Genomic DNA, 23,586 nt, shown 5'->3' with positions numbered 1-23,586 from the left:
CCGATCGTCAGGGCGCTTAACCTCGCTTTCCCAACCATCGCAGAGGCCGCCATGAAAGTTCACGCGATTCAGGCCGGCTTTGTCCGGATCAAGACCGCGCAGGTCGAAGGACGCGGACATGGATTGTCGCGGCGGCTCGCTATTTTTGCCGACTCCGCCTGGACTGATTGGCTCCCGACCTATGTATGGGCCATCGATTGCAGCGAAGGCATCATCGTCATCGATACCGGGCAGGGGGCGCATCTGCTTGAATCCGGCAAGTCGTTGCATCCTTATGTCCGTTGGGAAGTTGCGTTCCGGATCGAGCCGGAGCAGGAGATCGGTCCGCAACTGCGTGCACTTGGTGTGGGCCCGCGCGATGTCAAACGGGTCGTTCTCACCCATCTGCACATGGATCATGACGGCGGGCTGGCGCATTTCCCGAACAGCGAAATCCTGGTGGCGTCGGGCGAACTGAAAATCGCCAGCGGCCTTGCGGGCCGGATGCGCGGTTACCTTCCGCACCGCTGGCCGTCCTGGTTCGATCCGGCACCGTTACAGCTTGAAGCCAGGTCGTTTGGACCCTTCGCGCAAAGCCGGCGGTTGACGGAAGCGGGAGACGTCGTCGCGGTCGCCACGCCCGGTCACACGGCCGATCATCTCTCGATCGTGGCCGACGATGGCGATACCGCCTATTTTCTCGCTGGCGACACTTCCTATGACGAGAAATTGATGCTCGCGGGCAAGCTCGACGGTGTCTGCGCCGACGAGCGGGTTTCCAGCACCACACTCGACGCGATCCGGAATTTCGTCCAGTCCCGTCCGACCGTCTATCTGCCAACCCATGATCCGCAGGCGGCGGCGCGGCTGGCGAGCCGGCAATTGGCCGGCGCCGCAGTCTAGATCTTCTCCAGCTTCTGCAGGCAGCGGCTCACCCGAACCTCCGGCGGCATCGGCGTATCCGGAAAGCTGGTCTTCCAGTCGGTGACGCCGACTTCCCCGACATAGATATCGCCCTTCGAATCCATGGCGATGCCGTGCGGGGCGAGGAATTTGCCGGCCTCCAGCCCCGGGCCTTCCTCGCCGCCGAGCCGGGCGATCCGTTTGCCTTTTGAATCGACGATCGAAAGCCGCGGGCCGAGATTGGGTACCTTGCGATTGACCGCCATGCCGGGCCCGAGTTCGCCAACGATGAACGTCGGCTGCTTGCCGCTACCGCAGCGGCACAGCGCGCAGGGCCGGTGCAGAAAGTTCCACTGCGTCTCGTATTTGCCGTTGCCGTCGAACACCTGGACGCGGTGATTCTCGCGGTCGGCGACATAGACCCAGCCGTCGGCATCGATCGCGATATTGTGGACGATATTGAACTGGCCGGGATCGGTGCCGGGCTCGCCCCAGGTCTTGAGCAGCTTGCCGTCCGGCGAATATTTGTGGACGCAGGCATTACCGTAGCCGTCGGAAACATAGATCTCGCCCTTCGGCGACAGCGCGGTATGGGTGCAGCGGTGAAACGGCTCGCCGCTCATGAATGGCGCCGGCTTGTTCGGAATGCCGATGGTCAGAAGTACCTTGCCGTCGGTCGTGCACTTGCGCACGGTATGGTCGCCGTCATCGGTGCAATAGAGATTGTCGTCGGCATCGATATGCAAACCATGCGCACGGTTGAACAGACCTTCGCCCCAGCTGGTGATGAAATTACCCTGCCGGTCCAGCACCACCATCGGATGGTCGCCGCGGTTGAAGACGTAGACGCGGTCCTTGCTGTCGACCGCGACGGACGCGGCGTCGGTCAGGCTCCATCCGTCAGGCAGTTTTGCCCAGTTTTCGACGACGCGGTAACGGTGTTCGCCTGAGCCGAGAATAGCCGGCATGCGTTTCTCCCCATCTGATATTTTGTTGGCGGGAGTGTTGCAGAGACCCGTCCGAAGCGCGAGGGAGATTTGCGCATGGCACGTTTCTTCCAGACTAGACTGGGGCGTGTGCTCACAGGCGCCGGATGAGACGTCCGCTTCCAGGAGCGCAGCAGGCCAATTGTGCTCAAGGTGAGTTCTTCGGATTTTGACCCATTTCCGACATCGGTGCTCTGAGGACGCCCGCGTGTCCTCGAGTTCTCAAGCACCTGCGTTGTTCTTCTCGGTTTTGGCTTTCTCTTCCTTCAAAATATCAATCTTCTCGACGACCCTTGCAGCTATGTCTCCAGCGATGTCGACGGGAGTTCGAGGTACACGACCGAAATCTACGCCGTCCGGCGAAAACACTTTTACCGCGTTCGCAAAGTCTCCATCGTAAATCGGGAGGCCGGAAGCCTCTAGTGCATAAAGACGAGCATAGTAAAAACCTACCAAGCGCGAGTTATATTTATAGAGCGTGATGATCAGCGACGAGAAAAAGAAAATAATGATTAAGGGGCCAAATCGATTTGCTAGCAATAAGGCAAGCGCGCCGGCATCTTGGACTTTGGATGCGCTTCCCTCCTTCGCATCTTGGTTGATGCCGCTCACCGCGTCCTGTTGATCAAGCAAAAGGTCTATCTGAGCGACAGATTTAAGCGCTTGTTGATATTCATTGGAAGTATTCAGGTTCTTACACAGAGACGGCAGTGCATTTTCGATGCCGCTTTTTAGGCTGCCTCTTAGCCTTTCCCGGTTATCCGCGTCGCCCATAGTGCTCAGCACCACGGCAGAAAGCTTCCGAGCATATTGGCCGTAGTCATAAATAAAGTCAGTGCCCGCAAACCAGAAATACTGATCTCTAGGTCGCTTCAGTTCGAGCTGGGCAACTTTCAAGCATTCGACGGGCGTATTGAATGAAACAACATTCGCTGCATCGGCGCTTTCCAACTGTCGAGCCGAATATCCATAGTCAGTTCGAAAGAAGTACGTCGTCGCGTACTGGTTATAACCTCCCGAGCTTTTCTCGGAGCCTGGGTTTGTAATACTCAGGACGACTTTGTCCAATTCAGACTGTGCGTGGCTGAACTGTTTGTCAAACTGGATACCTATATCGAGCAAACGAAATTTAAGCCTTTCCAGCTCAGCCGTAATCCTAACCCGCTCAGCCGTTTTGCGAATATCTTGAAGGTCCGCATTCGTTGTCTCGAGCGCTCTCCCCGAGATAAAAAACCCGTAGAAGATCAAGCCCGCCATTAGCACGAGCAGTGCATAAGATTGAGCCGCCAGAATCCTGATGCGAAGCCGAACCTGCTTTACAATGACGTCTCGCTTTGCCACACTCATACCCGTTGCGATCAAGGCAGCTGGTGATTTCGAGTGTGTCCGAACACTCGTACGCCTGCAAGTTGATTGTTCTGATCGCGCCTCACGAACTCTGCAATTGGCCCTTCGCGGACGTCCCGGCTTGTCTGCATTTGCGTCACTTCTCGGGGGGCAAGCGGAGATCAACGGTGGTTGAGCTAACTGTCCCCATTTTATAAGTGCACGCCCTACTAGCTCCCGATATCCTCCGCCGCGATGATCCGCTGGCGAAGCGCCAGGCGTACCAATTCGATGTCGGAGCCGACGCCGAGCTTGGCGCGGATCTGATAGCGGGTGTTGGCCGCGGTCTTGACGCTGATATGCAGCGTGTTTGCGATCTCATCCACGGATTTCTCCGCCAGCAGCATGCGCAGGATCTCGAATTCCCGTGGGCTCAGTGCGTCGATCGCCGAAGGCTCGTCGGCGAGCCGGCTGATGGCGAGTTCGTGGTCGATGTCGGGGCTGAGCGCGATGCGTCCGGCCATGACCTCGGCGATCGCGCGCAGCAGCGCCTCGGGCGGGTTGCTCTTGGTGACGAAGCCGCGGGCGCCGGCCTTGATCGCCTGGACCGCATAGGCGGCGCTCTGGTGCATCGTGAAGACGAGGATGCGCGCGGACTTGTCCCATTGCCGGATCCGCCTGATCGCTTCGACTCCGCCAATTCCAGGCATCGACAGGTCCATGATGACGAGGTCGGGCCTGGCATCCTTGTAGACGCGATAGGCGTCGGCCCCGTTGTCGGCTTCGGCGACGACCTGAAGGCGATCCTGCTTCTGCAGTAGCGAGCGATAGCCCTCGCGCACGATCGCATGGTCGTCCGCCAGCATCACGCGCGTGCGGCCTGTGGTGTCAGCCATCTCTAGGGCTCCACCCGCATCGTGGGAATGCGCGCGACAAGCCGGGCGCCGCCCGCCTCGCGCCGCTCGAATTGCAGCGTCCCTCCGAGCGAAACCACCCGCTCCTGCATGCCAAGCAGTCCCATGCCGGCGTTCGGCGTAGGGCTGGCGCCGTTCGCCTCGCCGTCGTCCTCGACGCTCAGGATGATGTCAGCGTCTCTGGCCTCGAGGCGCAATTGCACGCGACTTGCACGCGCGTGCTTTGCCGCATTGGTGATCGCCTCCTGCGCGATCCGATAAAGACTGGCGCTGACGCCGGGCGGCAAATCGTCGGCCTCGCCAATGACGGCAATCTCAAATCGGGTGCGGCCCTTCTCAAAACCATTCCAGCTCGCCACCAGGCTTTCGAGGCTGATGGTGAGGCCGAGTTCTTCGACATCGGGCGGACGCAGGCGCACCAGCGCGCCGCGCAGGGTTTCCATCATATGCGCCGTCGTGCGCGAGATGCCCTGGCATTCCGCGTAGAGTGGCGGGCATTCGCGCTCCGCGGTATGGGTTGCGGCGGCGGCCTGCGCCGCGATGGCGGAAAGCGACTGGCCGAATTCGTCGTGCAACTCGCGGGCAAGATGGCGCCGCTCCTCGTCCTGCACTTCGATCAGCTTTCGCGTCAAGGCGTTGCGTTCGGCAAGCGTGGTCTGCAGCCGTTCTGCAAGCGTGTTGAAGACGCCGGAGATGACAGACAATTCCGCGAGATCGAAACGGGGCAGGCGCGCGGAAAGATCGTTCGCCGCCAATTGCCGCAGCCCGGCGCCAATAGCCCGCGTCGGTCGCAGCGCGCGCGCCAGCGCGGCATAGACCGCAACGCAAAGTCCCGCCAGCGCGAAAGCCATGATGGAGAGCAACCGGCTCGCCTCACGCCAGCTCTGGCCGATCTGTGTGGCGGGATCGAAGGTCGCGACGGCCACGCCGCGGGCGCTGCCCGCCACGAGGACCGGCATCGAGACCGGTTCACCCGGACGAAAGACGGCGCGGTAGAGGATTGCGAAGATTTCCGGCGCGGCCGTTTCCTCGACCGGCGCCCCGCTGCAGACGCCCTGGCGAAACGCGCCGGCGCTGTCGCGGTAGGCAATGCAGAGCCCCGGCTCCATCAGCGCGGCGATGCTCTGCAAATCCGGCGTTGGGTTGATGGATACGGAGAGCCATTTTGCGTGCGATTCCTGCAATGAGAGATCCCTCGCCACGATCTCGGCGATACGGCTCGCTTTGGCCTTCGCGACACGGTCGCTGTCGAACAAGGCGTAGGCCGCGACGGCGATGAAGCAAATGGCTGCGAGCGCCGCGACGCGTAACGCCAGCTGCAGCTTCAGATCGATGGCGGGCAGGCGGCTCGCCACGGAGTTGGATGCCTGTCGCAAGCTTCCTCTCCAAGATTTCTCGCCAAAAGTCCTCACATTGGCTTCGAATAGTGAGGCAAATTTCGCTGGGAAGAAAGCGGGGCAAGCGCGGCAGGACAAGATCGGGTATTTCACCCGGCCGATCCAGGGAAAGCTGCCGTTTCGGAATGCCAGCAGATCAGGCGAACTCGCGACGAGTAAGCAGTTCCTGAGGTGATCCATGCGCACCATCTCCCTTATCCTCGCCCCGGCAATGGTGCTTGCAGTGCACGCGGCAGCTGAGGCTGCTGAGGCGGTCGCGCCGTCTCCGGTCAAAATGGCGGTGTTTCCGTTCGAACTGGAGGATTTCAGCGCCGCGGCCGCCTACGTCCCCCCTGACGACATCGACCGCGAGCAGTTGCGGCTTTCGACCGAGGAAGCCCGCCGGCTGATCGCGGCATCCGGGCGCTACCAACTGGTCGACGTTGGCGCTGTGAGCGACCCGGCGGCGAAAGCAGGCAAGTTGCGGGATTGCGACGGCTGCGACGCCAGGATCGCCGCGGGCCTTGACGCAGATCAGTCGATGATCGGGATCGTCACGCGCATCACCCGAATGGAATACGCCGTGACCTACAAGATCCGCGACGCCCGGTCCGGGGCGCTGGTGGACGTCAAACAGACCGACCTGCGCATGGGCGCCAACGTCGCCTGGAGCCGCGGGGCGCGCTGGCTGATCGAGAACCGTCTGCTGGAGCAGGCGAAATAGTTGCTGGAACGAAACGCACGTTACGCAATGAAAAGGAACGATTTGCGATGGAAAAGCTGATGAAACTACGGATGTTGAGCCTCGCCTTGACCGCCGCCGCTGTTGTCTGCGCCTGCTCTGTCCGGCAAGGTCGGGCGCAGGCGACGACGCTCGTGCTCGCCGTCGCGGAAATCCACTATGTAGACACCTCGGGCGAGGTGATCGATCAAAGCGCCGACCATCGCCGGCGGTTGCGTGAATTCGAAGCCGCGTTGCGCAGCGATCTGGTAGCGAGCGGAAAGGTAGCGAATGCAGCGCTTGAATGCCCGCCAAACGCCTGCTCGGTGGGCGACATCTATGACAGTCAGCTGCTGGGCAAGGCGAAGGAGGCCGGCGCCACCCATCTGTTGATTGGCCGCTTTCACAAGATGAGCACGCTGATACAGCAGGCGAAATTCGACGTTATCGACGTGAGAGCGCGGAAAGTCGTGTTCGATCGCTATATCAGCTTCCGCGGCGACAACGACACGGCCTGGCGTCGGGCGGAATCCTTCCTTGCCCGGCAAATCCTGGATCACGGCGAATGGTGAGCGGCAGCTGGCGTCAGCGCCGCAGCAAGCCTTCCTCGATCGCCTTGATCTGCAGCGCGAGGTGCTTTGATCCGATGCGGCATTGCGCGAGGCCCCCGGCGATGAACCAGAGGCCGGGCTGGCCGGTACGGGTGTACATGTTGCGCAGTTCCTGCTGGTCGCCAAAGCCCCAGATCGTACCGACGCGCTCCTCTACGTCCGCGCCGAACAGCTTTCGCACCAGCTCTTCCTGGCGCTTGTAGCCGGTCGCCAGCACGACGAGGTTGGCGGCGATGGTCTCGCCGTCCTTCATGTCAGCGCCGCTGGCGGTGAACGTGTCGAGATCGGCGAACTGCCTGAGCGCGATATCGCCCTTCACGATCAGGTCGGAGCAGCCGACGTTGAAGTAATAGCCGCCGCCGCGGGTCAGGTATTTGAACTGCCAGCCGGTATTGTCTTCGCCGAAATCAAGCTTGAAGCCGACGCGCTCCAGGCCATCGAGCAATTCCTGGTCGAGCGCCTTGGATTTCTCCGCCGTGATCGCATGGCTCTTGCGCGCCAGCTTGAGCGGCATCGAGGTTGCGATCAGATCGTTATCCTCGAGCGTGCCTTCATTGTAGGGCGCGTAGACCAGTTGCGCCGACGGTTCGATACTGACGATCAGCGTGGAAGAACGCTGGAACAGCGTGACGTTTGCGCCGCTGGAATGCAGGTCCTGCGCGATGTCGTGGCCGCTATTGCCGGTGCCGACAACGATGGCGCGCTTGCCTTTCCAGTTCTCGCCATCGTCATATTGGCTCGAATGCATCACCTTGCCGGCAAAGTCCTTCAGGCCGGCGATCTCAGGCACGCTCGGAATGCCGCTGACGCCGGTCGCCAGCACGACATGGCGCGGGTGCATGGTGCGTTTGCTGCCGTCAGCGCGGCGTAGCATCGCCGTCCAGCGGCCTTGTTGCTCGTCGTAACTGCCGCCCTCGAACTCGGTCTCGGTCCAAAAATTCAGCTCCATGGCCTCGACATAGGCCTCGAACCAGTTGGCGAGCTTGTCCTTTGGAATATAGGTCGGCCAGTTCGGCGGGAAGTGCAGGTAGGGCAGGTGATTGACCTGCACTTGATTGTGCAGCGTCAGCGCGTGGTAACGCTTGCGCCAGTTGTCGCCGATGCGTTTTTCGCGGTCGACGATCAGCGTGTCGACGTTCAACTGCTTCAGGCGCGCGGCGATGGAAAGCCCGGATTGGCCGCCACCGATCACGAGGACGGTGGGATCGTGGTCGGCATATTCAGCCGAGGCCTTGCGCAGGTCGAGCCAGTTGGGTCCGCGAAAGTCGCGCGAATAGGCGTTGCCGCGTGGGCGGGCGACGCCAAGTTGCTCCTCGAAACCTTTCAGCTCGCCAAGTTCGGTCAGCAGCGTCCAGGCCTTCAGGCGGTTGCCATCGTCCGCATCGGGGATCAGACGGATGATGCCGCTGCCGCGCCCGATCTTGGTCTCGAACCTGAATATGGCTTCAATCGCGTTGGTGCCGGCACGCATCACCTTGCGCGGTGCGGCGCGGCCAGGATCGACGGCGAAGCCGCTGGGCGCCATGCCGCGGGCCAATGGCGGAAGGGCTTTGAGGATGGCATCGGCGCCGTTGAGGGTCTGGATGTTCCAGCTCAGCGCCAGCACGTCGCGCCAATAGCTGTCGGGATGGAATAGCTGATGCAGCAGGGCTTCGTCAGGCCTTGTCAGGGCTTCCTCGAACTGCGCAAGCCAATTGTCGGCCGCAACCGAACTGTCGTCCGTCCTGTCGAGCATGGGCGTTTCCCATCAGCAGCCGTCTTTGCGGCGTTTCCCTGTTCTGCGAGCCTATACCTATTCGGGACGGCGCAGAAAGGGCGTGAAGGGATATCGGTCATGCCGCTAGAGCGACAGGATGAGCCCCTGATCCGGCGGCACGCGGCCGTTGAGGGTGTCAAGATAGGCCCGTTGCACGGCCGCAGGCCCGTGGTTCTGGATCACCTTCATCCATTGATCGAGGTTTGGCGCGAAGCCGGACCACGCGGCGGCAAACCGCTCGCTGAAGCCGGCCGGTCCCCACTCCTTGGTGCGCTTGCGGATTTGGTCCGGCGCGAAGAAAAGTTGGGGCTTGGCACCCGGCAGTGCCTGCGCCGATTCATCGGGCGACGACTTGCGATGCGTGAGCCCGATGATTCCGCTATATTTCATTTGCTCGCCGAAGTGCCCGTGCAGCGTCGCGCGCAACGGGCTGTTGCCGGCCATATCGACATAGGCGGCCGCGGAGTTCGTCGGCAGCGCGGTGACGTTGTCATAGATCACGACCTCGTCGTAGCAGCCGAGCGATTTGACGAAGGACGTGTTGCCCGCTGACGTCAGCCCGATCACCTTGATGCCGTTGGCCCTGGCATGCAGGAGATGCGCAAGCCCGTAGGCAGTCTTGCTGGAAGCCGAGGAGAGCATCACGCTTTTCGCGCCATAGAATTCGTTCTCGGCGAGGAAGTCGTCGACCAGGAACGACAGCATGAACAAGGGCCGCAGCAGCGCCTGATAGTCGCTCTGCTTGCCCGCAAACGCCGGATCGCCGCTGACCCGCCTGTAGGCGTTATAGACAGGGGACACCTCCTGCCGGTGCGCCGCGGCATCGCGCAGGCCGGTCTTGGAGACATCGGCGGCCTCGATGACGAGATGCGTCGCCATCGGGAAATAGCCGAACAGGGTTTCGCCTGCGGCGATCGCGGGATGCTTCGAGGCAATCACCTCGCCAAATCCCCACACCGGTACGTTGCCGAAACCTTCGGGCGCCGGGAATAGCTGCCAATACTTCAGATAATCGCCGAGCACGGCATAGGTAATGTTGTTGGCGGTGAAGGCGAATTTCGTGACCTTCACCAGCAACGCGTCATCAGGTAGCGCAGCCGCGTCAGGCAGTTGCGTCTCGATTACCTTGCATTGCTGCAGATCGTTGCGGGCGACGACAAAATCGGTGGACGGCATGGTTTCGATCCCTGCATCTTCACATGCAGCAATCTTTGCGCCGTCCGATGCCCGTTTTGCAACTGCAATTAAGTTTAAAACGCTGTTCGGATGGGTATCGGAATGCCTTGAATCGCCAAGGCCGTCATTGCCTGCGACAAACGCGAAGCGTTTGCGCAAGGGAGTGTAGCGACGAAGCAATCCATGCCTCCACGTGTGGCGCTATGGATTGCTTCGCTTCGCTCGCAATGACGTGGAGGGTGACCCGTCACGCGATCGCGCGCAGTTTACCTTCGGTATACAGATCGCGCAGCTTGCGTTTGAAAATCTTGCCGGTGGCCTCGCGCGGCATCGCGTCCATGAACTGGATGTCCTTTGGCACCTTGAAATTGGCGAGCCGTCCGCGCAAAAATTCCTGCACGGCGGCCGGTGACAGCGCGGTATTCGCATCCGGCTCGATGCAGGCGAACAGCCGCTCGCCGAATTCGTCGTCGGGGACGCCGAACACCGCGCAGTCGCGCACGCCGTCCATGCCGATCAGCGCGTTCTCGATCTCCGCCGGATAGATGTTGACGCCGCCCGAGATCACCATGTCGCGCTTGCGGTCGCACAGGAACAGATAGCCGTCCTGGTCGAGGTAGCCGACGTCGCCGACGCTGACGAGGCCGTCGCGGCCGGCTTCGGCGCGCGCCTCGGCCTTGCCGTGATAGTCGAAATCCGGCACCGAAACCTGTCGCATGAAGATTTCGCCGGGCTCGTTGACGTCGCACAATTCGCCGTCGGGACGGAAGATTTTTACAATGCCGCCTTCGATGGCGCGGCCGACGGTGCCGGGTTTGGCCAGCGCCTCTTCGGCCGAATGCCATACCGGAATGCCGGTTTCGGTCGAGCCGAAATATTCGTTGATGACCGGTCCCCACCACTCGATCATGGCGCGCTTGACCTGCGGCGGGCAGGGCGCAGCACCATGCACGATGAAGCGCAGCGACGAAAGGTCGTAGCGCCGCTTGACCTCATCCGGCAGCCGCAGCAGGCGCACGAACATCGTCGGCACCATGTGCTGGTGGGTGACGCGATGACGCTCGATCAGTTGCAGCATATCCTCGGGATCGAAGCGCGGTTCGAGCACGATTGTGCAGCCGCTGCGGAACGCCAGCATGCCGTAGGAGTTCGGCGCCGAATGATACATCGGGCCGTTCATCAGGATCACCTGATGCTCGTTCGGCTTGACGCCATAGGCGATGCCGCCGACCCGCGCCGAGGCACCGGCCTGTTCCGGCGTCATCGGCTTGCGCCGCACGCCCTTGGGCAGGCCGGTGGTGCCTGAGGTATAGAACATCGGCGCACTGCCGATCGGGGCATCCTGCGATGCCGCATGCGTGTCGCGCCAGCGGTCCCAATCCGTCATGCCGTCGGGGACTTGCGTCAGCGAAGGCGCAACATTGAACGCCGCGGCGATTTCCGGCGGTGTCGTTACCACCAGCAGCCGCACGTCGGCGGGCAGGCCATCCCTGATCTGCGGCAGCAGGTCGGCATGGCAGACCAGGATTTTTGCGCCGCTGTCGGCCAGGATGTAGGCGACTTCCTCGGCCTTCAGATGCCAGTTGATCGGCACCACCGGGCTACCCAGCGCCGCGGCGGCGGCCGATACTTCGAAGAACGCAAAATCGTTGCGCAGCATCATGCCGACAGGCACGCCGCCACTGAGGCCGAACGCCCTGAAGCCCGCCGCCGCCCGCGCGATGCGGGCGTGGATCTCGGGATAGCTGAGCCGGCGTTCGCCGCTGATGATCGATGTCAAATTATCCTCCCTGGCCGGCCTGCAAGCCTAGCCGTCATCCAGAATTTCGTCGAAGCCGATCCAGCTTTTGCCGTCGAAGCGGCGCAGCCTCAACTGCTGGAACGGCAGATAGTCCTCGGCATCGGTCGATACCGTGATGCCCGGCAACAACAGCGGCAGCGGCACCTCGCGCAGCGACGCGGCCTGCTTCATGATGTTCTCGCGGCTGAGATCGTCCTTGCAGGCCATCAGCACCTTCACCATCAGGTTGGCATAATGATAGCCGGCAGCGTAGTTCGAATTGGTCAAATCCGCATTCGGCAGATACTGCTTCATGAAGGCGAAATATTCCTTCACGCCGGGATCATTGGCCCATTGCGCGTCCAGCGTGTCCTTTACGTTGCTGGACGAGATCAGGCCAACGGCGTTATCGAGGCCGGCGGGTTCCAGGAACGAAATCGATGACGCCGAGGTCGGCACGAAGAACAAATCCGGCTTCCAGTTGATCTCGGCGACGCCCTTGATCATCTGCGAAGTGAATTTGCCGAGCACGACGCCGAACATCACGTTGGCCCCGGAGGCCTTCAGCGACGCAAGCTGCGAGCTGATCGTCGGCGCTGATGTCTCGTAGGTTGCTTCCGAGACGATCATGGTCGCGGCCTTGTCGCCCAGGCCGCGCTTGAAGCCGGCGACGTAGTCACGGCCGAAATCGTCGTTCTGGGAAAGGATGGCGATTTTGGCGTCAGGCTTGGTCCGCAGGATATGCTTGGCATAGACGATGCCTTCGGACTGGTAGGCCGCCATTCCCGGCATGGTCCAGCGGAAATGTTTCGGGTCGGCCCATTTGGTCGCGCCGCTCAGCACGAAGAGTTGCGGCACCTTCTTGCCGTTGAGGTAGCGATGCACCGCGTTGTTGGTGGCGGTCCCGAGCGAACCGAACATCAGCAGCACTTCCTCCTGCTCGACGAGTTTTCGGGTCTGCTCGACCGTCTTCGGCGGCGAGTAGGCGTCGTCGAGGCTGATGAACTTGATCTTGCGGCCGTTGATGCCGCCTTCGGCGTTGATCTTCTCGAAATAGGCTTCCTGCGCCCGGCCGATAATGCCGAAGCCGGAAGCCGGCCCGCTATAGGGCAGCGTCTGCCCGATGCGGATTTCCTCCTTGTTGTCCTCGGCGAAAGCGGCAGAACTTGCCAACAACGCGAATGCGATCGTCAATACAGGTCGCAACACTCTCATTGTTTCCGTCCCTCTGTTTTGTTTTGATTGGCCGCATTGAAAACCGGCGCGTCTTAGGCGCGCGCTCGGTTGAGAAAGTCGCTGCTGGCGTCGACGAATTCGGCCTTCAACCGCGCCACCAGATCGGCGACCGGCGGCGCATCGGCGATCTGGCCGATGCCCTGGCCGGAACCCCAGATGTCGCGCCACGCCTTGGCCTTGGTGTTGCCGCCGGAACCGAAATTCATCTTCGTCTTGTCGCTTTGCGGCAGATTGTCGGGATCGAGGCCCGCGGCTACGATCGAGGGGCCGAGATAATTGCCGTGCACGCCGGTGAACAGGTTGGAGTAGACGATGTCGTGCGCGGCGTGCTCGACCAGCGCGGCCTTGTAGGCCGGATCGGCGTTGGCTTCCGCGGTGGCGATAAAGCGCGTGCCCATGTAGGCCATGTCGGCGCCGAGCGCGAGCGCCGACGCGATGCCCCAGCCGTCGGAGATCGCGCCCGACAGCAGGATCGTCCCCTTGAACCACTGCTTCACCTCGCGCAGCAGCGCGAACGGCGACAGCGTGCCGGCATGGCCGCCGGCGCCGGCGCAGACCAGAATGAGACCGTCGACGCCATGGTCGGCGGCTTTCCGCGCGTGCTTGACGTTGATCACGTCATGGAAAACCACGCCGCCATAGGAATGCGCGGCCTCGACGATTTCGATCGGCGGCCGCAGCGAGGTGATGATAACAGGCACCTTGTGCTTCACACAGGTCTCCATGTCCTTCATCAGCCGGTCGTTGGAGGCGTGGCAGATCTGGTTGACCGCGTAGGGCGCGACCTTTTTCTCCGGATGCAGCGCCTTGTACTCGCCGAGTTCGTTCTCGATCCGGCTCAGCCATTCGTCGAGCTTCTCCACCGGGCGGGCGTTCAGCGCGGGGAACGAGCCGACGATGCCGGCCTTGCACTGGGCGATCACGAGTTCCGGCCCCGAGACGATGAACAGCGGCGAGCCGACCACTGGCAGTTCGAGCGAATTGGCAAGCGAAGCGGGAAGCGGCATTCGGTTCCTCCTGTGTCGCGCAGGGCCGGTGAGGCCAGGCGCGCATCCATTGATGTTGATTTGAGCGCTCAGGCCGGGCGAAGCCGCTGGCCTGCGCTTGTTACCGTCCATTATAGGGCTGGACGGCACGTTCCAGCCGTTCAATATTGAACAGGTAATCAATCAGGAATGAACAGGGCGGCTGCGGCGCCGCGGGGGGAGCCGATGGACTGGGACCTGTGCAAGACCTTCGTCGCGGTGGCCGAGACGGGGAGCTTCGCCGCCGCCGCGCGGCGGTTGCGCTCCAGCCATCCGACGGTCGGCCGCAAGATCGCCGAGCTGGAAGGCCAGCTCGGCATTCCCCTGTTCGCGCGCTCCAATGAAGGCCTTTCGCTGACTGGGCAGGGCCGCAAGTTTCGCGAGCATGTCGACGCGATGGCGGCGGCGGCGCTGCGTGCGGAAGCCGCGGTGTCGGCGACGGGGGCGCAGGCGCGCGGCGTCGTCAAGCTGTCGATCGGTTCGACGCTCGCCTCCCACTGGCTGATGCCGAAGCTCGGTCCGTTCCTGCGCGCGCATGACCATATCCAGCTCGAGATCATCACCCATCCCTATCCGGCCAGCGTACGTCGCCGCGAGGCCGACGTCGTGCTGCGTCCGGTGGACAGCGGCGAAGAGAACCTGATCGGCCGCAAGGTCGGCCGTCTCGGCACCGGCTTCTACGCCTCGCGCGATTACGCCGCGCGGCGGCGGCTCCCGGAGCGGCGTGACGAATGGAAGGGACACAGTGTCATCGGCTTCGCCGATCGATTGTCGAACGAGCGGCTGGCGCGCTGGAGCGACGCGATCACGCGGCAGGGCTCGATGGTGATGCGATGCTCGTCGCAGGGCGACATGCTCGCCGCAGCGCGCGCGGGCCTCGGGATTTCGACGCTGTCCTGCTTTGTCGCGGCCGCCTATCCGGATCTGGTCCGCGTCGCGCCACAGAAGCTCGCCAGCGTGGCGGACCTCTGGCTGCTCGCGCATCCCGATCTGGTCGAACTCCCCGCGGTGCGCGCCGTGATCGATTTCGTCACGACTTCCGCGCGGGAGGACCGGGTAGAGTTGCGGGGGTGAGTTTGTCCGCCAGCACGCCTTCGCGCTTCTTCAGCACGCGATAATAGCTCCACCACAGATGCGCCGCCGCGCCGCGCAGCGGGCGCCACGGTTCGGCCAGTGGCGCCATCTGCTTGGCGGTCGGGCGCGTCGGCAGGCCGAGGCCGACTTTGATCGCTTCCTGTATGGCGATATCGCCGGCAGGCCAGGCGTCGCCATGGCCGAGACAGAACAGCAGGTAGACGTCGGCGGTCCACGGGCCGATGCCGTGCAGCGCCGTCAGCGTGTGGTGGGCGGCATCGGCGTCCTCCTCCGCCAGCACGTCGAGGTTCAATCGCTCGGCGGCCAGCTCGCGCGCGATGTTTTTCAGCGTCTTGATCTTGGCGGCCGAAAGGCCTAGCCGTCCGAGGCGCTCGGCGCGCGCCTTGCGGATAGGCTCGGGATCAAACGGATCGAACGCGGCTGTGAGGCGTCCCCAGATCGCCGCAGCACTCGCGGTGGAGAGCTGCTGGCCGCAGACGATCGCCGCCAGCCCGGCAAACCCCGGCTCGCGCTGCCGAAGCGCCGGCATGCCCGTCAGCTCGAAAATCGGCTTCAGCCGCACGTCCTGCTTGACCAGGGCGTGGACGGCGTCTTCGAGATCGGACTGGCTGTTGAGGTGGATGGTCATTGCCCCTTAAAACCATCATGTCCCGCGAAAGAGATCAATGCCGCCACCCGTTCTCCGATTTGCACCAAGCCCGAACGGCTACCTCCATCTCGGTCACGCCTATTCGGCGCTGCTGAATTTCGACCTGGCGCGCCGGGCCGGCGGCCGGTTCCTGCTGCGGATCGAGGACATCGACGCGACCAGGTGCCGGCCGGAATTCGAGGCGGCGATTTACGAGGACCTCGCCTGGCTCGGGATATCCTGGGAAACGCCGGTGCGGCGGCAATCGGAACATTTTGCGGGCTATCGGGAGGCGGTCGAAGGATTGGCAGGCTTGGGCCTGATCTATCCGAGCTTCGAGAGCCGCGCGGAAATCGCCCGTCTGGTTGCGCAACGCGAAGCCTGCGCGCCCTGGCCGCGCGATCCCGACGGGGCGCCGCTCTATCCGGGGTCTGCGAAATCGCTGTCGCCGGAACAACGCCGGCAATTGATCGCGGAAGGTATGCCTTACGCGCTGCGCCTCGACATGGAGGCCGCACTCGCGCGCACGAAAGAACTGGCCTGGCGCGAGGATGGTGCCGGCCCCGGCGGCGAGAGCGGCATCGTGAACGCGCTTCCGGAAGCCTGGGGCGACGTCATCCTGGCGCGCAAGGAGACGCCCACGAGCTATCATTTGTCCGTCGTGATCGACGACGCCCTGCAGGGCGTTACCGACGTGGTGCGGGGCAGGGACCTGTTCTGGTCGACCAGCGTGCATCTGCTGTTGCAGCAACTGCTCGGTATCCCGCAACCGGTCTATCGGCATCACCGGCTGATCGAAGACGCATCGGGACATAAGCTTTCGAAATCGACGCAAGCCACCGCCTTGCGCGAATTGCGTGGGCAAGGTGCCTCGCCTGCAGATATTCGCAGCCTCGTCGGTCTATCCGACGGCTTCCGTAATACTACTGGGGGTTGCTGAAAACGTCTCCCGTGACATCGGCCGCCATCGCGTGTCATGTTGGTTGCGGCAGAGGAAGGGGGACCATGGCGGCGAAGCGGCGCGCACGGCGCATCACACGGCCAGCCAAGAAGCGGCCAGCGAAAAAGCGCGTATCCAGCGCCGCGGCAAAAGTGCGCGGTACCCGCAAATCCGCCGCCGCCGCCTCCGGTATGGTCGAGACCGCGCTGGCAGCGTTCGCGCACGAGGTCCGCACGCCGCTCACAGGCATTCTGGCGATCAGCAATCTGCTCGCGACCTCCGATCTCGACGAGCGCGAACGGCGCTGGGTCGACACCATCAAGGCGGGCGCGGAACATCTGGCGAGCCTGGCGACCCTGTTCGTCGATGCCGCGCGCAGCGGCGGTCCCGGGCTCGAGGTCCGGCAGGACTTCTTCGACCTGCGCACGCTCGCCCGCAATGCCGCCGATTCGCTGACCGGCCGCGCGGCGGCGAAGGGCCTGCAATCTTCGGTTGTTATTTCCGAAAAACTCCCAGCATTTGCGATCGGCGATCCCGTCCGCCTGCGCGCCGCGGTGGAGAACCTGATCGACAATGCCGTGAAATTCACCGAACAGGGCAGGGTCGCCCTCCAGGTCACGCCCCTGCGCAGCCCGAAAGGCAAGGTCGCCGTTGCATTCGAGGTCTCCGACAGCGGGATCGGCCTTACGCTGGGCGAAATCAAGCGCCTGTTCCGCCCGTTTTCGCAGGCCAACGTCTCCATTGCATCGCGCTTCGGCGGCGCCGGTCTCGGATTGTCGTCGGTCAAGCAACTGGCGCGCGCCATGGGAGGCGATGTCACCGTGACGCAACGCCGTGGCGGCGGCACCACCTTTACCTTCAATGTCGTGATGTCACCGGCAAAGGACGCGGTAACGGCGGCGTCCGGCGCCGGTGGCGAAGCATCGATCGGTTTGCCGCGGCCGTTGCGCCTGCTTAGCGTCGAGGACAATCCGTTCGGCCGCGTCGTCCTCAACGCGATCCTGACCGAGCTCGGTCACCAGGCCGAGTTCATCGGCCAGGGCGAGGCGGCGCCCGACCGGCTCGCGCACGGCGTGTTCGATGCGGTGCTGATGGACATGGTCCTGCCGGGGATCAACGGAATCGAGGCGATCACGCGGATTCGCGCGCTGGAGGCGCCGCTCGGGCGCATTCCGATCATCGGCATATCCGGCCGCACCGAGGACGAGGCGGCATCACGGGCCGCCGGCGCCGACATCTTTCTGGTCAAGCCTGTGTCTCCGCGCGCCCTCGCGACTGCGCTGCATGAAGCGACATCCCCTTCGGCAAATGCGACTTCATGATGGCCGCGTTCAGTTCGCCGCCGTAGACGAAAATCGCGGCAATGAAATACAGAAACACCAGCGCGATGATGACCGAGGCAAGCCCCGCATACATCGTCACGTAGTTGCTGGCGAAGCGCGCCAGATACTGGCCGAAGACGATGCCCGAGATCAGGGACGCCACCATCGTAAAGACGATGCCCGGAAGGATCTGCAGAAAGCTCCGCCGGCCGCAGGGCAGCCAGGCATGCAGCACGAACAGCGCCACAATCATTGCCGTGATCGTGATGCCGTAGCGGGCGAAAAATAAGACCCTTTCGTTGGTCTCGACGAAGAACGGAATGTGGCGGCGTGCCGTTTCCAGAATCAGGGGGCCAAGCACGATCAGGAACGCCATCGCGAGCGAGGTGAAGGCAGCCATCAGCGTATAGCCGATCGATTCCAGGCGTAGCCAGTACCACGCCCGCGGTTCGATCACCGAATAGGCGCGGTTCAACGCGACCCGCACCGCCTCGACGCCGTTGGAGGCGAAATAGACCGCCAGCAGCGCGCCGACGGTGAGGATGTCGCCGCGCGTCGTGGTCAGCACGTCGTGGATTTCGCCTGACAGCGCGTCCGCGACCTGCTGCGGCCAGGTCTCCAGCAGCAGCCCCACCGCGCCGTCCGCGAGTTCCTTGGAGCCGAAAAAGCCGGCCAGCGACGTCAGCACGATCAGGAACGGGAACAGCGCCATCAACGTCGACAGCGCGATGTGGCTCGCGATCGCCCAGCCGTCATCGGCGAGGAACGTATAGAACGCCTCCATCACCACGAGGTAGACGTAGCGAATGAGCCTCACATCTCACCTCGATCAGGGGACGGCGATCCCGCTCCAGAACTTGGGCTAGCTTCTGATATTATTGGATTAAAAGCCAGATCGTTACGCACTGTGCGAGGCGTTGTGCGAAGGAATGTGAACGTGTGGAAGTCGGCGCTGCGCGGTGTTATGTAGCGCCGATGGCATCCTTTCTGAGTTCGATCGTCCTCCCGATCATGGTTGCGGCGGTGGCTATCGTGCTGCTGCTCGGCCTCGTCAACATGATGCGGGGTGGCTCGCCGAGCCGGTCGCAGAACCTGATGCGGCTTCGGGTGTTGCTGCAATTCATCGCCATCGTCATCACCATGGTCGTGGTCTGGACGATGGGCAAATAAGGGCAAGATAAAGGGACACGCCAATGGTCGTACTCAACCGCATCTATACCAAGACCGGCGATGACGGCACCACGGCGCTTGGCAGCGGCGAACGCCGCCCGAAATACGATCTGCGCATCTCGGCCTACGGCACCGTGGACGAGACCAACGCCGCCATCGGCGTCGTGCGGCTGCACCTTGCCGAGGCGCGCGAACTCGATGCGATGCTGGGCCGGATCCAGAACGACCTGTTCGATCTCGGGGCCGATCTCGCGGTACCCCAGCGCGACGGCAAGGCCGAGCGGTTGCGGATGCTCTCCAGCCAGGTCGAACGGCTCGAGCGAGACATTGACGGGCTGAACGAGCGGCTGGCGCCGTTGACCTCGTTCGTGCTGCCCGGCGGCACCCCTGCTGCGGCATACCTGCATCTTGCCCGCACCATATGTCGCAGGGCGGAACGGATCATGGTGGAACTCGCCGCCAACCCTGAGGAGCCCGTCAGCGGGGCTGCTATTCAGTATATGAACCGCCTGTCGGATTTTCTGTTCGTCGCCAGCCGCCACGTGAACGATAATGGGGCCGGAGACGTGTTGTGGGTGCCCGGTCAGAACCGTTAAGATAGGCCCTGACGGGAGGCAATTTTTGGCTTTCGCGCGTTGACCGCCGATAGCGGGACCTTTAGGTTCCGCGCCCAAGCGATAACAGGCTGATGACAGGCTAATGACAAGCCAACCAAACCCCAGAATTCAAACGAAAGAAGACCGATGAAGGTTCTTGTGCCGGTAAAGCGGGTGGTCGATTACAACGTCAAGGTCCGCGTCAAGAGCGACGGAACGGGCGTGGAACTGGCCAACGTCAAGATGTCGATGAATCCATTCGACGAAATCGCCGTCGAGGAAGCGCTGCGCCTGAAGGAAGCCGGCAAGGCGACCGAAGTGGTGGTGGTGTCGATCGGCGCAGCGCAGGCCTCGGAGACGATCCGGACTGGTCTGGCCATGGGCGCCGACCGCGGCATCCTCGTCAAGGCCGAAGGCAATGTGGAGCCGCTGGCGGTCGCCAAGATTCTGAAAGCCGTCGCCGATGCGGAGAAGCCCGGGCTGATCATTCTCGGCAAGCAGGCGATCGACGACGATTCGAACCAGACCGGTCAGATGCTGGCCGCCCTGCTCGGATGGTCGCAGGCGACCTTCGCTTCCAAGCTCGAAGTCGACGGCGCCGATTTCAACGTCACGCGCGAGGTGGACGGCGGCTTGCAGACCATCAAGCTGAAGGGGCCGGCGATCGTCACCACCGATTTGCGGTTGAACGAACCGCGCTACGCGTCGCTGCCCAACATCATGAAGGCGAAGAAGAAGCCGATCGACGACAAGAGCGCGGCCGATTACGGCGTCGATCTAACGCCGCATCTCGAAGTGCTCAAGACATCAGAACCGCCCGGCCGCAAGGGTGGCGTCAAGGTCAAGGACGTCGCCGAGCTGATCTCGAAACTCAAGACCGAAGCCGGGGTTCTCTGATGACGACGCTATTGATTGCCGAACATGACAACGCGTCGATCAAGGACGCCACCAACAAGACGCTGACCGCGGCCACAGCCCTCGGTGCCGAGGTGCATGTGCTGGTCGCCGGCGAAAACGCCAAGGCGGCGGCCGATGCCGCCTCCAAACTTGCCGGTGTCACGAAGGTGCTGCTCGCCGACAATGCCGCCTACGCCCATGACCTCGCCGAGCCGTTGGCCGCGCTGATCGTGTCGCTGGCGCCTTCCTATGACGTCTTTGTCGCGCCCGCGACCTCGCGCTTCAAGAACGTGATGCCGCGCGTCGCAGCGCTGCTCGACGTGATGCAGGTGTCCGAGATCATCAAGGTGGTCTCATCAGACACGTTCGAGCGCCCGATCTACGCCGGAAACGCGATCCAGACGGTGAAGTCGAAGGACGCCAAGAAGGTCATCACGGTGCGGACCTCGACCTTTGCCGCCGCCGGCGACGGCGGCAGCGCGCCGGTCGAAAACGCCGCCGCGGCGGCCGATCCCGGCCTCTCCAGTTTCGTCGGCGAAGAGGTTGCCAAGAGCGACCGTCCGGAACTGACGTCGGCAAAAATCATCGTCTCTGGTGGCCGCGCCATGCAGAGCCGCGAGAATTTTGCCAAATATATCGAGCCGCTCGCTGACAAGCTCGGCGCCGGTGTCGGCGCCTCGCGCGCCGCGGTCGATGCCGGTTATGCGCCCAACGACTGGCAGGTCGGCCAGACCGGCAAGGTGGTAGCACCGGAACTATATGTCGCCATCGGTATCTCCGGCGCGATCCAGCATCTCGCCGGCATGAAGGATTCCAAGGTGATCGTTGCGATCAACAAGGATGAAGACGCGCCGATCTTCCAGGTTGCCGATTACGGCCTGGTCGCGGACCTCTATCAGGCGGTTCCGGAACTGACCGAAGCGCTCGGCAAGCTCGGAAAGTAATAATTGTACACCGGCCGGACGCGCAACGCGGGCCGGTGTTTACGTTAAGGTCATATTCAGGTGTGGATTTCCACAATGCCTGAAGAAAACGTGTCAAAGATGGGACTGAACCTCAATTCTGAGATCAGAGCTGAGGTTCAGAGATGAACAGGCGCGATGTGCGCGCCGTTCCGGTGGATGACAAGATGGCGGTGACAATCAAGAAGGTCGGCGTGATCGGCTCGGGCCAGATGGGCAACGGCATCGCGCATGTGGCGGCGCTGGCCGGCCTCGACGTGGTGCTCAACGACGTCTCCGACGAGCGGCTGAAATCGGCGATGGCGACCATCAACGGCCATCTGTCGCGCCAGGTCGCCAAGCAGGCCATCACAGAGGACGCCCGCAAGCAAGCGCTCGCCCGCATCACCTCCACCGAGACACTGGATGGTTTGGCAGACTGCGACCTCGTGATCGAGAGCGCGGTCGAAAAGGAAGAGGTCAAGCGCAAGATCTTTCACGAGCTCTGCGCGGTGCTGAAGCCGGAAGCCATCGTCGCCACCAACTCCTCATCGATCTCGATCACGCGGCTCGCCGCCTCGACCGACCGCCCCGAGCGCTTCATCGGCATTCATTTCATGAATCCGGTGCAGGCGATGGAACTGGTCGAGCTGATCCGCGGCATCGCTACCGACGATTCCACCTTCGAAACGGCAAAGGAATTTGTCGGCAAGCTCGGCAAGCAGATCGCGGTATCGGAGGATTTTCCGGCCTTCATCGTCAACCGCATCCTGATGCCGATGATCAACGAGGCGATCTACACGCTCTATGAGGGCGTCGGGAACGTCGAGGCGATCGACGCCGCGATGAAGCTCGGCGCGCATCACCGGATGGGACCCTTGGAACTCGCCGATTTCATTGGGCTCGACACCTGCCTGTCGATCATGCAGGTGCTGCACGAGGGGCTGGCGGATTCGAAGTACCGGCCGTGCCCGCTCCTGGTGAAATACGTCGAAGCCGGCTGGCTCGGCCGCAAGACCGGGCGGGGCTTCTACGACTACCGCGGCGACAAGCCGGTTCCGACGCGATAGGGCGCCAATCTCGATGCCGTAGGGTGGAGCGTAATCCACCCGCCACCATCACGGCGTGCAGAGACCTTGGTGGGTTACGGCTTCGCCTGACCCACCCTACTTTTTCGCCATCTCCAGAATTCGTTAACCGGTGCCGGGGTAGGGTGCCCTCAGGTTTGAGGAGTGCTGCGTATGGACATGATGGCTATGGTTTCGAGCATGCTCGCGATGAAGGCGGCGGGCACGCAGCAGCAGATCCAGACTTCGATCATCAAACAGAACGCGGACGCGGAGAAAGCCGCAGTCCAGACGCTCTTGGGCACGGCCAATCTCGCCCCCGGCGTGGGCGGCAACGTCAATATTGCGGCGTAAAGCCGGATCGTAGGGTGGTAAAGGCGCTCTTGCGCCGTTCCCACCATCACACGACGGCAGCCTCCTGGATCGCTAAAACCCCGCCTTTGCCGGCACCATCGCGGCCTTGATCAGCTTGATCGCGTCCTCGCTGGCCCATTCGGCGGGACCAGCCAGATTTGCGATCTCGCAGCCCTGGCCGTCGACCAGCACCGAGGTCGGCATCCCCAGCGCTTTGCCTATACCCTTAAGATCCTGAAAAACCTTGGCTTTTGAATCGGCAAAATAGCCGAGCCGGGTCAGATTGGCGTCTTTCAGGAAGGTCTTCGGCTTCTCGGGGTCACGGGTGTCGATGTTGACGGCGACCACCTCGAAATCCTTGCCCCCGAGTTTGGCCTGCAGGCTGTCCAGCGCCGGCATCTCTTTACGGCAAGGCACGCACCAGGTGGCCCACAGGTTCACCAAGACCGTCTTGCCGCGCCATTCCGAGAGCTTTCGGGGCTTGCCGTCGGCGTCCTCGAAGGCGAGGTCGGGCAGCCGCAGCGGCGCCGTCGCCATGGTCAGCGCGGCCACCTCGCCATGCGCCAGTGGCGCGATCCTGCGGGCCAGTTCGACCGCGCCGCTACAGGAGGGATCGCCGCCCGGACCGCGCTTGAAGCCGCCGAGCCCGTAAAACGCGCCCAATCCGATCACGCCCACGGCAACCACCGCGCCGATGGCGATCGGGATCCGGCGCGTTGCGGCCGGGCGGGATTGGGGCATTTCGGGCATATCGTTTGTCATCCTGTATCAGATACGGCTATGCAGG

The 23,586-nt window shown here is 62.7% G+C and carries 24 protein-coding genes; 12 read left to right on the top strand and 12 right to left on the bottom strand.

The genetic code is table 11. The features are described 5' to 3' along the window. The first annotated feature begins 51 nt into the window (after positions 1-51). On the top strand, positions 52-882 hold the full coding sequence (locus tag ACVWVY_RS01600) for an N-acyl homoserine lactonase family protein (protein ID WP_456624750.1): 831 nt from the start codon (positions 52-54) through the stop codon (positions 880-882). Here the strand turns inward: ACVWVY_RS01600 and ACVWVY_RS01595 are convergent. The 4 genes from ACVWVY_RS01595 to ACVWVY_RS01580 all read right to left on the bottom strand — a co-directional run bounded on the left by ACVWVY_RS01595 (position 879) and on the right by ACVWVY_RS01580 (position 5,484). Further along, complete coding sequence (locus ACVWVY_RS01595; RefSeq protein WP_456624749.1) at positions 879-1,850, bottom strand: peptidyl-alpha-hydroxyglycine alpha-amidating lyase family protein; 972 nt, start codon at positions 1,848-1,850, stop codon at positions 879-881. The two genes, ACVWVY_RS01600 and ACVWVY_RS01595, sit on opposite strands and share 4 nt — an antisense overlap. A 240-nt stretch (positions 1,851-2,090) precedes the next feature. Next, entirely contained in the window at positions 2,091-3,209 is a 1,119-nt protein-coding gene (locus ACVWVY_RS01590; protein WP_456624748.1) for a hypothetical protein, read from the bottom strand. Positions 3,210-3,424: 215 nt separating this feature from the next. Further along, positions 3,425-4,090 carry a response regulator gene (locus ACVWVY_RS01585; RefSeq protein ID WP_456624747.1) on the bottom strand — a complete coding sequence of 222 codons (666 nt, stop codon included), beginning with the start codon at positions 4,088-4,090 and terminating at the stop codon, positions 3,425-3,427. Positions 4,091-4,092: 2 nt separating this feature from the next. Further along, positions 4,093-5,484, bottom strand: a complete 1,392-nt coding sequence (locus ACVWVY_RS01580) for a histidine kinase (RefSeq protein ID WP_456624746.1) — start codon at positions 5,482-5,484, stop codon at positions 4,093-4,095. 199 nt (positions 5,485-5,683) lie between these two features. Here ACVWVY_RS01580 and ACVWVY_RS01575 point away from each other — a divergent pair, with 199 nt between their 5' ends. Further along, positions 5,684-6,208 (top strand): DUF3280 domain-containing protein, encoded by a 525-nt coding sequence (locus tag ACVWVY_RS01575; RefSeq protein WP_456624745.1) that lies wholly within the window; start codon positions 5,684-5,686, stop codon positions 6,206-6,208. A gap of 47 nt (positions 6,209-6,255) precedes the next feature. Further along, on the top strand, positions 6,256-6,777 hold the full coding sequence (locus ACVWVY_RS01570; RefSeq protein WP_456624744.1) for a DUF2380 domain-containing protein: 522 nt from the start codon (positions 6,256-6,258) through the stop codon (positions 6,775-6,777). 13 nt (positions 6,778-6,790) lie between these two features. Here ACVWVY_RS01570 and ACVWVY_RS01565 read toward each other — a convergent pair whose 3' ends face one another. The 5 genes from ACVWVY_RS01565 to ACVWVY_RS01545 form a co-directional block, all read right to left on the bottom strand. Then, entirely contained in the window at positions 6,791-8,551 is a 1,761-nt protein-coding gene (locus ACVWVY_RS01565; RefSeq protein WP_456624743.1) for a flavin-containing monooxygenase, read from the bottom strand. Between the two features lie 105 nt (positions 8,552-8,656). Continuing rightward, positions 8,657-9,748, bottom strand: coding sequence for a DUF2855 family protein (locus tag ACVWVY_RS01560; protein ID WP_456624742.1), 1,092 nt, complete (start codon positions 9,746-9,748; stop codon positions 8,657-8,659). 247 nt (positions 9,749-9,995) lie between these two features. Beyond that, positions 9,996-11,528, bottom strand: coding sequence for an acyl-CoA synthetase (locus ACVWVY_RS01555; RefSeq protein WP_456624741.1), 1,533 nt, complete (start codon positions 11,526-11,528; stop codon positions 9,996-9,998). A gap of 27 nt (positions 11,529-11,555) precedes the next feature. Further along, positions 11,556-12,743 (bottom strand): ABC transporter substrate-binding protein, encoded by a 1,188-nt coding sequence (locus tag ACVWVY_RS01550; protein WP_456624740.1) that lies wholly within the window; start codon positions 12,741-12,743, stop codon positions 11,556-11,558. 53 nt (positions 12,744-12,796) lie between these two features. Continuing rightward, positions 12,797-13,771 carry an NAD(P)H-dependent flavin oxidoreductase gene (locus ACVWVY_RS01545; protein ID WP_456624739.1) on the bottom strand — a complete coding sequence of 325 codons (975 nt, stop codon included), beginning with the start codon at positions 13,769-13,771 and terminating at the stop codon, positions 12,797-12,799. A 204-nt stretch (positions 13,772-13,975) separates the two neighbouring features. Here ACVWVY_RS01545 and ACVWVY_RS01540 point away from each other — a divergent pair, with 204 nt between their 5' ends. After that, positions 13,976-14,863, top strand: coding sequence for a LysR family transcriptional regulator (locus ACVWVY_RS01540; protein WP_456624738.1), 888 nt, complete (start codon positions 13,976-13,978; stop codon positions 14,861-14,863). Here the strand turns inward: ACVWVY_RS01540 and ACVWVY_RS01535 are convergent. Then, the gene (locus ACVWVY_RS01535) at positions 14,820-15,512 is read right to left on the bottom strand and encodes a DNA-3-methyladenine glycosylase family protein (protein ID WP_456624737.1); all 693 of its coding nucleotides are present in this window, start codon (positions 15,510-15,512) and stop codon (positions 14,820-14,822) included. The genes ACVWVY_RS01540 and ACVWVY_RS01535 overlap by 44 nt on opposite strands. A 37-nt stretch (positions 15,513-15,549) precedes the next feature. Between ACVWVY_RS01535 and gluQRS the strand changes: the two genes are divergently transcribed. Beyond that, on the top strand, positions 15,550-16,452 hold the full coding sequence (gene gluQRS / locus ACVWVY_RS01530) for a tRNA glutamyl-Q(34) synthetase GluQRS (RefSeq protein ID WP_456624736.1): 903 nt from the start codon (positions 15,550-15,552) through the stop codon (positions 16,450-16,452). Positions 16,453-16,517: 65 nt separating this feature from the next. After that, complete coding sequence (locus ACVWVY_RS01525; protein ID WP_456624735.1) at positions 16,518-17,774, top strand: ATP-binding protein; 1,257 nt, start codon at positions 16,518-16,520, stop codon at positions 17,772-17,774. Here the strand turns inward: ACVWVY_RS01525 and ACVWVY_RS01520 are convergent. Next, positions 17,698-18,558 carry a YihY/virulence factor BrkB family protein gene (locus tag ACVWVY_RS01520; RefSeq protein ID WP_456632068.1) on the bottom strand — a complete coding sequence of 287 codons (861 nt, stop codon included), beginning with the start codon at positions 18,556-18,558 and terminating at the stop codon, positions 17,698-17,700. The genes ACVWVY_RS01525 and ACVWVY_RS01520 overlap by 77 nt on opposite strands. 191 nt (positions 18,559-18,749) lie before the next feature. Between ACVWVY_RS01520 and ACVWVY_RS01515 the strand changes: the two genes are divergently transcribed. The 6 genes from ACVWVY_RS01515 (at position 18,750) to ACVWVY_RS01490 (ending at position 22,799) form a co-directional block, all read left to right on the top strand. Then, positions 18,750-18,944, top strand: a complete 195-nt coding sequence (locus tag ACVWVY_RS01515; RefSeq protein ID WP_456624734.1) for a twin transmembrane helix small protein — start codon at positions 18,750-18,752, stop codon at positions 18,942-18,944. A gap of 23 nt (positions 18,945-18,967) precedes the next feature. Beyond that, positions 18,968-19,540 (top strand): cob(I)yrinic acid a,c-diamide adenosyltransferase, encoded by a 573-nt coding sequence (locus ACVWVY_RS01510; RefSeq protein ID WP_456624733.1) that lies wholly within the window; start codon positions 18,968-18,970, stop codon positions 19,538-19,540. A 147-nt stretch (positions 19,541-19,687) separates the two neighbouring features. Next, on the top strand, positions 19,688-20,437 hold the full coding sequence (locus ACVWVY_RS01505) for an electron transfer flavoprotein subunit beta/FixA family protein (protein WP_456624732.1): 750 nt from the start codon (positions 19,688-19,690) through the stop codon (positions 20,435-20,437). Continuing rightward, positions 20,437-21,381 (top strand): electron transfer flavoprotein subunit alpha/FixB family protein, encoded by a 945-nt coding sequence (locus tag ACVWVY_RS01500; protein ID WP_456624731.1) that lies wholly within the window; start codon positions 20,437-20,439, stop codon positions 21,379-21,381. The genes ACVWVY_RS01505 and ACVWVY_RS01500 overlap by 1 nt, the downstream gene beginning before the upstream one ends. Before the next feature lie 185 nt (positions 21,382-21,566). After that, the gene (locus tag ACVWVY_RS01495; protein ID WP_456632067.1) at positions 21,567-22,448 is read left to right on the top strand and encodes a 3-hydroxybutyryl-CoA dehydrogenase; all 882 of its coding nucleotides are present in this window, start codon (positions 21,567-21,569) and stop codon (positions 22,446-22,448) included. A 171-nt stretch (positions 22,449-22,619) separates the two neighbouring features. Continuing rightward, on the top strand, positions 22,620-22,799 hold the full coding sequence (locus ACVWVY_RS01490) for a putative motility protein (protein ID WP_456632066.1): 180 nt from the start codon (positions 22,620-22,622) through the stop codon (positions 22,797-22,799). 72 nt (positions 22,800-22,871) lie between these two features. Here ACVWVY_RS01490 and tlpA read toward each other — a convergent pair whose 3' ends face one another. Further along, positions 22,872-23,540, bottom strand: a complete 669-nt coding sequence (gene tlpA / locus ACVWVY_RS01485; protein WP_456624730.1) for a thiol:disulfide interchange protein TlpA — start codon at positions 23,538-23,540, stop codon at positions 22,872-22,874. Positions 23,541-23,586 lie beyond the last annotated feature (46 nt).

The organism is Bradyrhizobium sp. URHC0002, from assembly GCF_054059515.1.
The sequence above is the reverse complement of the archived record's forward strand: the minus strand, read 5'-3'. Positions and strand labels throughout refer to the sequence as shown.